Origin of the sequence: Pseudoalteromonas thalassia (genome assembly GCF_049257215.1) — a bacterium.
Classification (GTDB): domain Bacteria; phylum Pseudomonadota; class Gammaproteobacteria; order Enterobacterales; family Alteromonadaceae; genus Pseudoalteromonas; species Pseudoalteromonas lipolytica_C.
This window is the reverse complement of the sequence record NZ_JBMMUE010000002.1, coordinates 442,214-456,781: the sequence shown is the minus strand read 5'-3', so window position 1 is coordinate 456,781 and position 14,568 is coordinate 442,214. Positions and strand designations below refer to the sequence as shown.

The window sequence follows — 14,568 nt, the reverse complement described above, 5'->3', positions numbered from 1 at the left end:
GGAGTATAATAATGAAATCTTTTACCCCCTCTAAACTTGTGCGTTCAAAGATAAATCATGCAGTGCTTGCAGCATTAGTTGGCTTATCGATGAATACTGCCTACGCAGCGGATGAAGCACAAGAAATTGAAGAAGTGGTTGCTGTAGGACAGCGTTTAAAAGGGAGTGCTGGCGCGGTTCTTCAAGAGCGTCAAAATCAAGCGTTTGTTGCTGATATCATGGGTGCAGAGCAAATCTCTCGTACTGGTGATGGCGATGCTGCATCGGCACTTCGTCGTGTAACAGGTTTGACACTGGTTGATGGCAAGTTCATTTATGTTCGTGGTTTAGGTGAGCGATATTCGAGTACTCAGCTCAATAGTATGTATGTGCCAAGTCCAGATCCAACTCGCTCAGTTGTACCGCTTGACTTATTCCCATCGGATATTATTGAAAGTTTAAGCGTTCAAAAATCGTTTTCACCCGATATGCCTGCGCATTTTGGTGGTGGTAACGTAAATATTAGAACAAAATCAATCCCGACTGATTTTTTGTTTAAAGTCGACATTGGTACTTCTTACAACACCAATAACAGTGATACAGGCTACTTTTATGAAGGTGGCGATGATGACTGGATGGGCCGTGATGATGGTACTCGTGCGTTACCTACTGAAATAATTAATGCCTTTTATGGCACTGGCCTAGAAGGTGATATCAATACAACATTGGCTGAGCGCCAAGCATTGATGTCGTCACTTGATTGGAATATTTCGGCAACAGAAAAAGACGTTGATCCTGAAATGAGCTTTTCAGTGTCGCTAGGCGACCGCTTTGAAAGTGAAATGGGTACGTTTGGTGTACTTGCCGCTGTTTCGTACGAAAATGAGTGGGAAGTAGCACAAGAAAAAAGTGGTACTAACCTTGGCAGCTTAGGTTGTGAAGACAAGTGTTTTGCTCAGTATTACGATGGCACATCAACGGAACAAAATGTGCGTTGGAGTGGTACATTCAATATTGGTTATGAGTTTAATTCAAACCATAAAATTGAGATGACAAACATTGCACTGCATGACATGCGTGACCGTGTTCGTAATCGTAATTTCTATGATGCCAACGAAACTGAAGAAGGTGTTCGTGACCTTCGTCGCGTTGATGTTGTGTACGAAGAGCGTGAAATGTTCTCTAGCCAATTAAAAGGCACACACAACTTTATCGACTTTAACAACTTGTTTGTTGATTGGTATGCCGGCACAAGCCGTGCAAATCGTGATGCACCAGGTGGTGTAGACGCTGTTTTCCAACGTAACTACGACGATGGTTCGTTTGTTTCTGAGCAATTACAAGATGTTTCAGCTACTAACGTAACCCGTGAATTCCAAGTTCTTCATGACGAAGTTGATACTTGGGGTTGGAACATGGGCATGCCATTTTATGGTGAAGGCTATGAGCTTGAACTAAAAGTGGGTGGCGATTTCTCAGAGAAAACACGTACTGCAAATAATACGACATTTGGTATTACGCACCGTGGTATTGCTGATGATTTTACCTATGGCTCACGTTTAGATGAAATTTTTGCTTACGATAACATCAACAATGATGCTTTTTACGCAAGTTCAACCGGTTCTGGCATTTTTGATGACAGAACAACAGACGGTGATAAATACAGTGCGGCGCATAAGTTAGATGCTTATTACTTTATGGCTGATTATTTCATCAATAATACTTGGCGTATTACTGGTGGTGTTCGCTGGGAAGATTTTGCCCAAGTATCGGTTCCATTTAAGGCTCACAGTAATTTATTTGATGCGACAACAGAAGAGCTAGCTGAAGTAGCAATTAAAGAAGATGATTTCTATCCATCTTTAGCTGTGACTTATATTATGGATGAAGAAATGCAATTTCGTTTAAATTTAAGCGAAACAACCATTCGTCCAGATATGCGTGATGTAAGCTCAACGTTCTTCGTTGATCCGTTAACTGAATTTCTAGTTCGTGGTTCACCGACATTACAAAGCTCAAAACTTAAAAATGCTGATTTCCGTTTTGAATGGTATATGGCATCGGGCAATAACTTATCAGTTGCATTGTTCTACAAAGACATTACAAACCCTATCGAAATGGTAGAGCTTGCAGGTGTAGGTGGTGCTGCGCCACAGCTATTAACTGCAAACGCTGAATCGGGTGAGTTAACGGGTATTGAAGTTGATTTCTTGACTGATTTTAGTTTTATCAGTGCCGATTGGTCGAGTGTGTTCTTGTCGGGTAACGTTACGCTATCTGACTCAAGTGTGAAACTAGGTATTGATGATTCTGACGGCGTTGATTCGTTGTTTGAGCAGCAATTAAAAGATGCACTTGATGCCGATACCGTGTCTAACATTGTTACTAACGATGAGCGCCGTTTAGTGGGTCACTCTGAGTGGGTAGCAAACTTACAGATGGGTTATGACTCTGCTGATGGTTTCCACTCGACATCGCTTGTATATAACGTGTTTGGTCCGCGTATTATTGTACCGGGTACTCGCGGTAATGAAGATGCAGAAGAGAAGCCATTCCATTCGCTTGATTTAGTTTATTCTTACTTCCCGAACTTTAACACAAAAGTGAAGTTCAAAATTGAAAACATCCTTGGCCAAGATAAAGAAATTGAGCAAGAAGGTTTATCACTTTGGAAGAAAGAAGAAGGCACTAAGTTTAGCTTAGGCTTCAGCTACGAGTTTTAATTAAACTCCCCAAGGAAGGATACAATAATAAATCCTAACGTTGATTTAGCCCTGCAATAGCAGGGCTTTTTTGTTTCTGTAGTGTCTATAAACCATTGCGTGTTATGGTAGTTCTAAGTGTTAAAACAGGGATTAAAAATGGACTTACGATTAATTTTAAATGGCAAAAAAGCGGCTGATGAGCAGCTTCGTGAAGCAATTAGTCAATTTCGAGCCAGTCAGTCTCTTGCTGTGCGTGTTACCTATGAAGGGGGTGACATTGAGCGCTTTATTAATGAGGCCGCTGACGAAGGCGTGAAACGTGTTGTTGTGGCTGGTGGCGATGGCACTGTTAATGAAGCCGTTAATGCATTAATGAAAATGGAAAAATCACAGCGTTTAGAGCTTGCTATTTTACCTATGGGCACGGCAAATGATTTTGCCACAGCCGCTAACATTCCTGACGGATACTTGCCAGCACTTGAACTTGCAGCACATGGTCAGCCGTATGCAATTGATACAGTTGAGGTTGATAAGCGTTATTTTGTAAACGTAGCCAGTGCGGGCTTTGGGGCAAAAATTACTGCAACCACACCACCTGCACTGAAAAACTTACTCGGTGGTGGCGCATATACCTTGGCAGGGCTTGTTCAAGCGCTGAGTTTTGTACCTTACAGTGGCGAGCTTACCCTCCCTGATGGTGAACGAACTTCGGGCGATATTATTGCTGCTGCCGTGTGTAACGGCCGCCAAGCAGGTGGTGGTCAGCAACTTTCACCACATGCATACATAAACGATGGCTTGGTTGATTTAGTGGCGTTTACATCATTTGCAATTTCAGATGTACCAGCGGTTATCGAAGAGCTAAGCAACTACCCTAATTCATCACAGCAATGGGTAAAACGTTTTCAAGTGCCATGGCTTGAATGGCAAACACAAACAGAAATGCCAATAAACTTAGATGGCGAGCCAATCACTTCAAAACAACAACGTTTTGAAGTGCATGCTGGTGCGCTAAACATGGTGCTACCAGATGCTTGTCCGCTAATACGATGATGAAAAATTTTGATGTTACTCGGTTTGCGCTGGTTTTGCTTTGGCCGCAATGCTAGATTATCCCTGTAAAAATTAAACTCTCACGCAATGGACTTTAATTTTTAACAGTTTAGGTAATTGGAATGAATCAAACAGTGGAACAAACAATGAAAAAAGTAGGATTAGTCGGGTGGCGGGGCATGGTTGGCTCTGTGTTATTAGAACGTATGCAACAAGAAAATGATTTTTCTAAAATCGACACCACTTTTTTCACCACCTCACAAACCGGTCAATTAGGCCCTGATCTTGCGGGTCCTGCTAAACCGCTTTTAGATGCTAATGATATCGCTGAGCTTGCGAAGATGGACATTATTGTCACTTGCCAAGGCGGTGACTATACCAAAGCCGTTTACCCGCAATTACGCGAATCAGGTTGGCAAGGTTATTGGATTGACGCAGCATCGGCACTGCGTATGAGTGACGATAGCATTATTGTTCTTGATCCAGTCAATAAAGACGTGATTGATCAAGGCCTAGAGCAAGGTGTTAAAACCTATGTGGGTGGTAACTGTACTGTATCATTAATGCTGCTAGCGCTAGGCGGTTTATTTGAACAAGACTTGATTGAGTGGGTTAGCCCAATGACATATCAAGCCGCTTCAGGTGCTGGTGCACGCAACATGAAAGAGTTAATTGCGCAAATGGGTGCAATTCACGAAACAGTGGCAGACAAACTTGCTGATCCTAATGCTGCGATTCTTGAAATTGATAAATTAGTTACCGAAAAAATTGCCTCAAGCGATTTACCACAAGATCAGTTTGGTGTGCCTTTAGCCGGTAGCCTTATCCCTTGGATTGATGTACCAATGCCAAGCGGTCAGAGTAAAGAAGAGTGGAAAGCGCAGGTAGAAGCGAACAAAATTTTAGGTAGCAGCCAGCAGCCTATCCCTGTTGATGGTTTATGTGTGCGCATTGGTGCAATGCGTTGTCATTCGCAAGCAATGACAATTAAGCTACGCAAAGATATTAGTGTTGAGAAAATTGAAGAGATCCTTGCCTCTCACAACGAGTGGGTGAAAGTGATCCCGAATGATCGTGACATTACTGCAACAGACTTAACACCTGTAAAAGTAACCGGCACCTTGTCTATTCCGGTAGGTCGTATTCGTAAATTAGCGATGGGCCCTGAATATATCAGTGCGTTTACGGTTGGTGATCAATTGTTATGGGGTGCTGCTGAACCTCTTCGTCGTATGTTACGCATAATTGTTGATGGCTAAATAAGGCTATGCTTGAGCATTAAAGCCTTGCTCAAACATTCTATTCTATAGAGGCTCTTTTACAGAGCCTTCATATCGCAGTTTTACAGACCTTGTGTTTATTTTTGTTCAATGGGCAAATAGTACACATTGGTGTGTTAGGTAATTTATGCCGTAAACAACACATAATACGCGGGTAGTCACTATTTTTAAGTCTAATTTTACGCCATAAGGGGTGTGGCAAAGTAGCGCCTTTAGCGAGTAATAATGTGTCTTTACTAAATAACTGGTTTAGTAAATTAAGTTTAAATTCCTGAGCTAACGACATTTCTGATAAATACCAATAAAAACAGTACGCAACATGACTATAAAATAACTTTTCTGACACCGGCGACAGGGTACTTAGTTGTTTTATAATAGGATTTATCAGCTTAACAAGTAACCGCTCTAGCAATGTGATAGCTAACTCAGTCGGTCTTTGAATTTGATCTTCTTTAAGCACTAAATAGAAACATTTTACTCGCCCCGTTTGATGATAAGTCCAATGCCAGTTTTTAAGGTTCATTGCAGCATGTAATACACTCGTCTGGCTTTTTAATGCGTATTCTAATAGTGGTGGAAGTAAAAAGCCGAAAAACCATTGGCTCCACATAGAATGTAAAGCGCTAAGATCGATTGCTTCTTGCTGTTGTTGATAGCTCTTAGAAAAAGTCATAAGCGCTTTGGTATAATGTGGTTTATTTAATCGTTGTGATAATGGTTGGCAGTTTTCGGGGAGAGGTTGATGTGGCTCAATAATTTTAAAATGCTGACTATAAAATGGAGCTTGTCGCTCCAGTAAAGAGTTTAGCTCAGTGGTATCGTGTAACGCCATGTATATTTGTACTTTTATTGTGCTGGGGTGGAAGTTTCTTCATAAAATTGCGTCTTTAAAGTGTATATTATGCCGCCTCATACAGAGGCGGCATAATAGCAATTCGCAATAATGTCGAGTTACTTAGAAACTATATTGAGCAGTGATGCTAAAGTTTCGTGGTGCGCCATATTGAAACTGGTTATAAAAGCCTAATTGGCTGTAATAACGTTTATCGAATGCGTTGTCTAAATTAGCGCGCAATGTTAGTTGATCGTTTACATTGTATCTTGCCATTAATCGAACAAGCCCATAACTTTGCTGGCTAACCTCCACTGAGCTTCTATCTGGCTTAGTGACATCTCTGCGGATCTCACTTTGCCAATTAACACCAGCACCCAGTTGTAAGCCATTTACCCAGTTATCCAATTCATAGGTAGTAAAGAGCTTTACTTGATGTTTTGGGCTGGTGGTCGTTACTTTTTCACCATTAGGGTCTTCTGTTTCAAATTGACTATAACCAAAATAGACGTTCCATTGTTCATTGATTGAACCATTGGCTTCAAATTCGAATCCTTGTGTTTTAGTGCCATCAATACCGCGGTATATAGGAACTGTTGTTCCTGGTAAGGTTTCTCCCGTTGCTTCACCAACGTTATCTTGACGGATCTCAAACACCGAAAGTGAGGTGTCTAACGCTTCTTCAAATAAGCTGGCTTTTATACCTGCTTCATAGTTCTTTCCTTTAACAGGATCGAGGTAACTGCCATCAGCTTGCACTCTACTTTGTGGTGTAAAAATATCTGTGTAGTTGGCATACAGTGATACATTTTTCCCAATAGCATAGGTGGCGCCGACATAGCTGGTAAATTCATTATCAACTTCGTAATCATGAACGGTGCCAAAATTGTCTTGGTCAGTTTCCCAATTATCAATACGCCCACCTATTACCATTGAAAGTGCGTCGGTTAACGCAATATCAGAGGCAAGGTATATTGCTTGTTGCTTTGTTTCCCCCCATGAACCATACAGAACTTCATCGCTCCATGTAGGGGTCGGATATGTAAAATCTTTATCTCTAAAGTCACCTAAAGGTGGAGCCTCATCTAAAGAGCCATAATATGGATTGGCAAACTCTTGCTTCTGTTGATTTGCACCAATTAGAATTTGTTGTGAGCGATCAAAGAGGGTAAAGCGGCCCGTTAATTTTAAGTCGAATGTATGTTGGGTTCGATTACCATCAATAAATGCCAGTGAGCCAGGTATCATCCCTTCGTTGGTTATTGGGTCTGGGTGACCTGTAGCCCATAACACATCATATTCTAAATCGTTATCACCATAGATGTAACTTGCTTTGAGTTGCCAGTCATCACTAAAGTTATGTTCAATCGTGGCAAAGCTATTCAATGCTTTGGTTTTGGATGACGCCCAGCGTGGGGCTGTTGACGTATGGTGGCTGTAGTTAGTTCTATTGCCTTGGTTGTCGAATAACGGTAATCCGCCAGACATAGAGCCTTCAGGTTTGGTGTCTTGATAGTCAGCACCTAACGTCAGCAATGTATTACGACCTATATCTGCTTCGATAATACCGTAAAGGGTTTGTCGTTGCTGCTCGTAACGATGCTGATAACTTTCACGATCTTGATACGCTACGACGACTCGACCTCGAACACTTGCGTCTTGATTTAAGCCTCCCGATAAATCAACAATACCGCGTAACTGTTGCCATGAACCTGTACTTAGGCTTACGCTTGCTTGAAACGCTTCTGTCGGACGCTTACGAACTAAATTAATCGCAGCCGATGGGCTACCCGCCCCGAGCATCAAACCTGTTGCACCACGAACAACTTCTATGCGCTGATAAATTGCGCTATCCATTAAGTTGTCACCATAGTTAAAGCGTGTATCGTAGGTTGTTGCCACGCCGTCATACAAAATGCTGCTTACGCCAATACCGCGGGCACTGATTGAGTAGCGGTCGTTGTCAGAAGGGCGGGTATTAATCCCTGTTACGCTGTTCATCACTTCAATAACTGAGTTTAGTTGTTGATCTTTTATCGCTTGCTCTGTCACGACCGTGGTTGATTGTGGTGTTTCTAGAAATGATAATTCTAAACCCGTTGCGGTACTCATTTGCTCAACTTTATAGCCTTGAGCATTGCTTTGTTCACCAACGACTGTGAGTACTTCCATATCGTGATGCTTTTTTTGCTCAGCCTGTAAAGAGTGGCTAAATATCGCTAAACAAGAAAGTGCGACAGGCGTGAGTTTAAAGTAGTTAGTTTTTTTCATTTTTATCCGTAGTCCTATTACGTCTATAAATAGTGAGGCCTATGCTTAGGCCATTGTTGTGTCATGTTGAAGGTCATGACGAGTGGCAAAATCATGCAGTGGGTTTTTGATATCCCCAGCAAAACGGAGATTTTTCTCTCTATCTTCAAGGTCAATCATCTGCTGATTATTATTCAATTGAATGCGGTTTAAGCAGGTACGCGTAAAGCGAGCCTTAAATAAGTTGTAACGTGTGTATTTTTCGGAAAATTGCGGGTTTTCATGCTGATACTGATAAACTTTATCAGCGACTAATTGCCAAAAATCATGTTCAGTTAAACAATTTTGCGCATCAAGCTGAGGTGCGATAAAGCGGAAGATACAGTCGAAAATATCTAGCAGTATATAATTTAATTTCATGTCCTCTTCTAGGCTCACCGCTAAGTCAGCGACATGACCAGGTAAAGGGGAATTGCCGTTTAGAATCGCGACTTCTTCGCCAATATCTTTCATTAAAATAGTAACTGGTTGGTGTTCTTCTAAAACAAGGATGAGGTTTTCACCATGGGGCATAAACACTAAATCATACGCAAAGAACGCATGTAATAGAGGTTGTAAATAAAGATCCAGCAATTTGCTTACCCACTCAGTTGCTGTGAGTTGAGAGGTATTAATGAGTTCAACAAGCAAGCTCTTTTGTTGGCTGTCTTGATGTAGCAAGGCGGCTAATGTCAAAAGTTGTTGGTTTTCTTTAACTAACGGTTCTCCCTGAAATGTTAAATTGAAAGGGCTTTCTCGCCAAAGTGCACTGAGCATTTTTTTATAAGGCGTGTCTTTTTCTAAAGCTTGCTCGTAATATTTATGGTGATAACCAATTGCGACGGTTTCTCTTAAAACGACAAAGCGTTTTTTAGTAAAGTATGGGTCGCTGTTCACAAGCTCAGCAACAAAGGTGTTTATTTCGGGCGTTCGGCTCATGTAATAAGGAGATAAACCGCGCATAAAGCCCATGTTCAATATAGACAACGCGGTTTTCACATAGCAACGCTTATTGTTATCTAAGTTGAAGAATGTGCGAATCGACTGTTGTACCTGATAGTCATCTTCACTGTGACCAAGATAAACAAGTTGCTTACGAGCAAGATCAGCAGCAAAAATTCGGCTAATTTTTTCGCGCCACTGCCAAGGATGCACGGGCATAAAGTAATAGTCTTCAGCTTTTTTACCATGCTCAGCAATTATGTTATTAAATGCTGCAACTTGCTGGTTGCCTAATTCACTTTCAATAAAACGCTCGTAATTAAGCTCTTCTATCATTGCTAGGCTTGTGTTTACCCGCGCAACAGCTAACCAGACTAATTTCATTGCTTGACCACTTTCAGGTGTAAGCGCGTGGCAGTCATCCATATCAAAGCCAATACGACCATTGTTAGCAACAAATACTGGGTGGCCTTCGGTCATGGCCGCTTCAATTTGTTGATAATCGCAATGTACCAGCTCTGAAACGGGTTTATTTTGGTGAAGCAATTTAAATGCTTTACTGTATAAGGTGCTGGTGATTTCCTCTAAATAAGTTGGTAAGAGGCTATCGGTAATACCTAAACGATCTTTTAGGGCAATAATGAGCGTTACTGCATCTAAATCTTGGTTAATGCCATCTAGTTTGCAGACGATTGATTCTGGGTGAATATGTAGGTGATCTAGTTGATAGTGGCGAGCACTAAAGTCATAACTTAAAAGCCCTTGGTTGCTTTCTAATAATAACTGAAATTGCTGCACTGTTTGTTTTCTATCTTCTTTTGCTGCAATAGGTTTTATTAGTTTTTCATGGCTAAACTCACACAGTATTTTGGCGACTAAATGTTGATTAGCACCTTGCCATAAAGATTCAGATAAATGTTGAGGGAATGAATTTTTAAAGATTTCCATAATTAGTCTCCTTGTGTTGTAGCTGCTTCAAAGCTTGCTAGATCAGCAAAACCTAGCCATGCATCTTTGTTTGTAAGGCGAACGATATGACTGCTTTGAATGCCTATTTTTTTATTTAGCTTATGTATTTTTTGATTGTTAATGTCAGGCTCAACAACTAATCGAGTAAAACCTAATTTATATAAGATGAGTTTTGCTGTTGCTGTAATAGCACGCCGACTAAAACCACTTTGCGGAGTGATTACGGGGGCAAGTAAAAGGTGCATCCCACAATCACCAGACTGGTTTTCAAAATGTTTACCGATTTCGTCAAACTGCGGGTCATACAATTCAATAAAAAAAGCAGGAGTCGCATCTTGGTAAGCTATAAGTGCTAGTTTATGAGGTGCGGGAGCAAGTTCACTTTGGCGTTGCTCTGCATTCATATTTTGCATTCCCCAAAAGTGGGCATAATCTTGAGCAAGCCAGCTATTTAATAAGGAAAAGTGCTTCTGTGCTTGGTAAATGTAAAAACGAAAGTCATCAATAACAAAGGCGTCAGTGTTTATTATTGCTTGGCACTGGCTAGCGAAGCTTTTACTGACCTCTGCGTGGTTACAACTGCTCACATAGCCTCCTGTGACATTGAAGCTGTTTTACTACGTGAGGGCGTAAAGCTCTTTGTTTTAGGAATGCCAAATTGTTGGAAAGCGATGCGCTCTTCAATGCTGTAAGGCGCTTTACCTAATACTTGTTTTAAAATGATGGCATTGCGATAACACACCATTCCGAGATCTGGCACGGTTAATCCATGGCTGTTGAGGCCTAAGTTTTGTGCAAAAATGCGACCCTGCTCATCAATGTTATAGTTACGTTCTACTTGTAACTCGCCGTTCTCATCGAAGTTTAATTTATGACGTAATGGTTCAATGAAGGTGGGTAACTGGTATTGATAGCCTGTCGCCATTACAAGTGCATTAGTATTAAAGCTAAAATCTTGCTCTAGCTCGTTATGTAGGCATGAGAGGGCAAGTTTTTGGCCTTCTTGTTTAATGTTCGTTAATGAGGTATTCGTTAAAAGCTCGGCTAAGAAATCGCAATTCAGTTTCTTTTGATAGAGCAAATCGTAAATATCGTTAATGAGCTCTGAATTAATTCCTTTATAAAGCGACTTTTGTGAGTGGATAAGTTGTTGTCGCTTCGCACTTGGTAAATTATGGAAATAATCAATATACTCAGGCGATGTCATTTCAAGAGTAAGTTTGGTGTACTCTAAAGGAAAGAACCGCGGTGAACGCGTCAACCAGCGTAATTGATAGCCAAATTTATCAATATCTAGCAGTAAATCATGGAAAATCTCTGCTGCACTCTGACCACTGCCAACAATAGTAATGTCAGACTTGCTTTGTAACATTGCTTTGTTATTAAGGTACTGTGAAGAGTGAGTTATGTGCTTATCGGTTGGGCAAAATTCAGGTAGCCAAGGTTGAGTACCGGTACCAAGCACTAAATGTTTACAATAAAAATCTTGTACCTTGCCAGTCACTTTATCTTTACCAGATACTCGGTAACAGTCGAGCTGTTGCTCGTATTCGAGGTTTTCTACGTGAAAATTAAACTTGAGATTATTTAACTGACGGCACACCCACTGGCAATACTGATTATATTCTTGTCGCGGTAAAAAGAAGTTCTCGCGAATATAAAACGAATACAATTTACCAGTCTGCTTGGCAAAATTTAAGTAACTGAACTGACTTGTCGGGTCTGCCATCGTCACTAAATCTGACATAAAAGGGGTTTGCAGACTCGCAGAGTCTAATAACATACCAGGATGCCAATCAAATTTAGGGCGACTGTCAACAAATAGCGTCTTCAAGTCTGAAAGGGGCGAAGAAAGCGCTGCTAAGCTTAAATTAAATGGGCCTACACCTATTCCGATTAAATCATAAATTTCTGGTTTCATTGTCTTTTCCTTAAGCTGTGCACAGTTGTTTGCTTTTGCAGTCGATCACATATTGTTCGCCAATTTTGCAAATTTCATTCAATACGTCGTCTATGCTGTCTATCGATGCGTGAGGGTTCAATAAAGTGAATTTTAAATACTGAATATTGTTCACTTTTGTTGCTGCAATCATGGCACGGCTACTTTGAGCTAAGGTCTTGCGAATAGTGCGGTTGCATTCATCAAGCTGAGTTTGGCTCAAGGCGCTATCGTTAAATCGAAATACGAGTGTAGTGAGTGATGGAACTTGTGCAGCTTGTAACAGGCTATGACGTGTTAAGCGTTGGTATACCTGTTGTGTTTTTTCAAGCAAGGTATCGAACATGGCACCAATCGCATCAGGCCCTTCTGTTCTTAAGCTTAACCAGAGCTTTAACGCATCGAATCGGCGCGTTGTTTGTAAGCTTTTATTTATTAAATCAGGAACGCCGGCTTGTGCTTGAGCCTTTGGATTGAGGTAATCGGCGTGATAAGTTAGAAAGCTCAATAACCGCTTGTCTTTAACCAATAGGGCAGAGCAGCATACTGGCTGGAAAAATGTTTTGTGAAAATCAATACTGACAGAGTCAGCTAAATCAATGCCTAACAAACGTTCGTTATGGCGTTGTGATACTAACAAAGCGCCACCATAAGCCGCATCGACGTGTAAATAACAGTTATGCTTTTTACATAAATGAGCAATGCTTGCTATCGGGTCGATTGCGCCAAAATCTGTTGTACCAGCCGTGGCGATTACCGCAATTGGTAATAAACTTGCTCTTTGAAGTTCATTTAATGTGTTTTCGAGGCTATGGGTATCAATACAGCGATTTTCATCACACGCAATACTGATAACAGCATCATGACCAAGACCCAATAATGCGGCTGCTTTTTGAATACTAAAATGGCTATATTCAGAACAAAGAATTCGATAACGATGTGCATTACTGCTTAAGCCAGAAGTAATATTTGTATGGCTTTGTGGTTCTAATTTGCCTGCCAACTCACGTGCAAGTAATAATGCCATTAAATTTGACTGGGTTCCGCCAGTGGTAAACACGCCGTCTGCGCTCTCATCGTAACCGATTCTTTGGCATGTCCAATCAATCACTTTTTGTTCTATAAGTGTTGCGCCTGCACTTTGATCCCATGTTTCAACAGCGGTGTTTATCGAAGAGCTAAACAACTCTGCCAGCAGGGATGTAAGCATTACTGGGCAATTTAAGTGAGCAAGGTAATCTTGATGATGGAAGTATATCGCGTGTTTTAAATAAAGGTGATCTAGCTCTTCGAGGACTTGATTTATGTCACTTAAAGGTGTGTTTAGATCAATGGCTGCAAATTCTTCTTGTAACTGTGCAGGTTGTACTCCACTGGTAGGAGAATTAACTTCTTTAATACGCTCGCTGAGGGTGCTTATACCCAATTGTATTAATTGTGCGTAATCCTCCATTGGTGAAACACCAAAAAGTGGGGCAGCAGTTTGTTTGGTTTTTGTTTGATAGTTAGAATCATTAATCCATTGATATTGCGGTGGTTTAAAATTTTCCATATGTATATCCTTTAACATTGATTAAGTAACCAAGAGACCAGAAGAGCTTTTCCGTCTCTAATTAATTAAAATCCGCAACACCCTGTACCGATAAGTAGCAAGGTATCATGCATTAAATGCTAATGCAAACAATTATCATTTAGCTACTTTACTCTAACTTAAAGGTGTTTTGATTTGTTAATTTTTCGAACTGGTTAAAGGACACGGCATCATTTGTGATTGAAGTAGCGGGTAAAGGCTAGTAGAAAATTCTTTATCAATTACAATGATAGATTCAAACAATCTGAGCAATTTTAATAATATGAGAAAAGCATGCACACACCCAACAAGTGGAAAATGACGCCAGAGCGAGTTTCACAATTTATAAAAACCTATAGCTTTGCGCTGATGATAGATAGTGAATTTGAAGCCACACATTTGCCATTGGTGTATAAACCTGATGAAGGCGAGTTGGGCACTTTATATGGTCATGTGTCACGAGCGAATCGTCATGGTAAAAGCTTGCAAGATACGCGTGTATTAGTGGTTTTTAATGGCCCGCATAGTTATATTTCACCCACTTGGTATGCAGAAAAACCTGCTGTATCGACTTGGAACTACGCTGCGGTTCATGCCATGGGGAAAGTAGAGTACCTCGATGATGACAACACCTTAGCATGCCTCGATGAGCTAATTAGCCAATACGAGCCGAGTATTTTAAACGACACTAGTTTGTTGCCAGCCGATTACCAAGCAAAGTTACTACGTGGCATAGTGGGTATTAAAATTGAACTTGACTCAATTCAGGCAAAAGAGAAGTTAGGCCAGCATAAATCGGATGAAGATCAACAAGGTGTTGTAACAGGGTTAAAAGCAGATAAACACCCAGATGCTCAGGCTTTACTTAGCTATATGCTTAAATATGGGGTAGGGATAGGCAATTTAGACGCTAGCTGATTTATCGATTCAGTAAGACTTACTACGCTAAGTTGTTTTAATACTATCTATACTGCACTGCTGTTTATTAAATCAAGAGAAGAATAGGCAGC

At 40.8% G+C, this 14,568-nt stretch carries 10 protein-coding genes; 4 read left to right on the top strand and 6 right to left on the bottom strand.

Going from position 1 to position 14,568, the window contains the following annotated elements; translation table 11 throughout:
• The first annotated feature begins 11 nt into the window (after window positions 1-11).
• The 3 genes from AAEU31_RS04435 (at window position 12) to asd (ending at window position 4,996) form a co-directional block, all read left to right on the top strand.
• Window positions 12-2,702 (top strand): TonB-dependent receptor plug domain-containing protein, encoded by a 2,691-nt coding sequence (locus AAEU31_RS04435; RefSeq protein ID WP_036971859.1) that lies wholly within the window; start codon window positions 12-14, stop codon window positions 2,700-2,702.
• A gap of 138 nt (window positions 2,703-2,840) precedes the next feature.
• Window positions 2,841-3,737, top strand: a complete 897-nt coding sequence (gene yegS / locus AAEU31_RS04430; RefSeq protein WP_421966573.1) for a lipid kinase YegS — start codon at window positions 2,841-2,843, stop codon at window positions 3,735-3,737.
• Between the two features lie 122 nt (window positions 3,738-3,859).
• Window positions 3,860-4,996, top strand: a complete 1,137-nt coding sequence (asd, locus tag AAEU31_RS04425) for an aspartate-semialdehyde dehydrogenase (protein WP_421966572.1) — start codon at window positions 3,860-3,862, stop codon at window positions 4,994-4,996.
• Window positions 4,997-5,066: 70 nt separating this feature from the next.
• On the opposite strand, the gene fhuF is transcribed toward asd, so the two are convergent.
• From fhuF to AAEU31_RS04395, 6 genes are all read right to left on the bottom strand, one after another.
• A complete protein-coding gene (fhuF, locus tag AAEU31_RS04420) occupies window positions 5,067-5,849 on the bottom strand; it encodes a siderophore-iron reductase FhuF (protein ID WP_421966571.1) in 783 nt (260 codons plus the stop codon).
• 123 nt (window positions 5,850-5,972) lie between these two features.
• The gene (locus tag AAEU31_RS04415; protein WP_421966570.1) at window positions 5,973-8,120 is read right to left on the bottom strand and encodes a TonB-dependent siderophore receptor; all 2,148 of its coding nucleotides are present in this window, start codon (window positions 8,118-8,120) and stop codon (window positions 5,973-5,975) included.
• A 45-nt stretch (window positions 8,121-8,165) separates the two neighbouring features.
• The gene (locus AAEU31_RS04410; RefSeq protein ID WP_421966569.1) at window positions 8,166-10,028 is read right to left on the bottom strand and encodes an IucA/IucC family protein; all 1,863 of its coding nucleotides are present in this window, start codon (window positions 10,026-10,028) and stop codon (window positions 8,166-8,168) included.
• A 2-nt stretch (window positions 10,029-10,030) separates the two neighbouring features.
• Complete coding sequence (locus AAEU31_RS04405; RefSeq protein WP_421966568.1) at window positions 10,031-10,636, bottom strand: GNAT family N-acetyltransferase; 606 nt, start codon at window positions 10,634-10,636, stop codon at window positions 10,031-10,033.
• Window positions 10,633-11,970: a lysine N(6)-hydroxylase/L-ornithine N(5)-oxygenase family protein gene (locus AAEU31_RS04400; protein WP_421966567.1), complete on the bottom strand. Its 1,338-nt coding sequence runs from the start codon at window positions 11,968-11,970 to the stop codon at window positions 10,633-10,635. The genes AAEU31_RS04405 and AAEU31_RS04400 overlap by 4 nt, the downstream gene beginning before the upstream one ends.
• Window positions 11,971-11,980: 10 nt before the next feature.
• A complete protein-coding gene (locus tag AAEU31_RS04395) occupies window positions 11,981-13,540 on the bottom strand; it encodes a pyridoxal phosphate-dependent decarboxylase family protein (protein ID WP_421966566.1) in 1,560 nt (519 codons plus the stop codon).
• A 312-nt stretch (window positions 13,541-13,852) separates the two neighbouring features.
• Here AAEU31_RS04395 and AAEU31_RS04390 point away from each other — a divergent pair, with 312 nt between their 5' ends.
• Window positions 13,853-14,476, top strand: coding sequence for an FMN-binding negative transcriptional regulator (locus AAEU31_RS04390; protein WP_421966565.1), 624 nt, complete (start codon window positions 13,853-13,855; stop codon window positions 14,474-14,476).
• Window positions 14,477-14,568 lie beyond the last annotated feature (92 nt).

Bases quoted from the DNA above. Each gene is read 5' to 3' on its own strand.
- AAEU31_RS04435 (WP_036971859.1), top strand. From the start codon at position 12: ATGAAATCTTTTACCCCCTCTAAACTTGTGCGTTCAAAGATAAATCAT.
- yegS (WP_421966573.1), top strand. From the start codon at position 2,841: ATGGACTTACGATTAATTTTAAATGGCAAAAAAGCGGCTGATGAGCAG.
- asd (WP_421966572.1), top strand. From the start codon at position 3,860: ATGAATCAAACAGTGGAACAAACAATGAAAAAAGTAGGATTAGTCGGG.
- fhuF (WP_421966571.1), bottom strand. From the start codon at position 5,849: ATGGCGTTACACGATACCACTGAGCTAAACTCTTTACTGGAGCGACAA.
- AAEU31_RS04415 (WP_421966570.1), bottom strand. From the start codon at position 8,120: ATGAAAAAAACTAACTACTTTAAACTCACGCCTGTCGCACTTTCTTGT.
- AAEU31_RS04410 (WP_421966569.1), bottom strand. From the start codon at position 10,028: ATGGAAATCTTTAAAAATTCATTCCCTCAACATTTATCTGAATCTTTA.
- AAEU31_RS04400 (WP_421966567.1), bottom strand. From the start codon at position 11,970: ATGAAACCAGAAATTTATGATTTAATCGGAATAGGTGTAGGCCCATTT.
- AAEU31_RS04395 (WP_421966566.1), bottom strand. From the start codon at position 13,540: ATGGAAAATTTTAAACCACCGCAATATCAATGGATTAATGATTCTAAC.
- AAEU31_RS04390 (WP_421966565.1), top strand. From the start codon at position 13,853: ATGCACACACCCAACAAGTGGAAAATGACGCCAGAGCGAGTTTCACAA.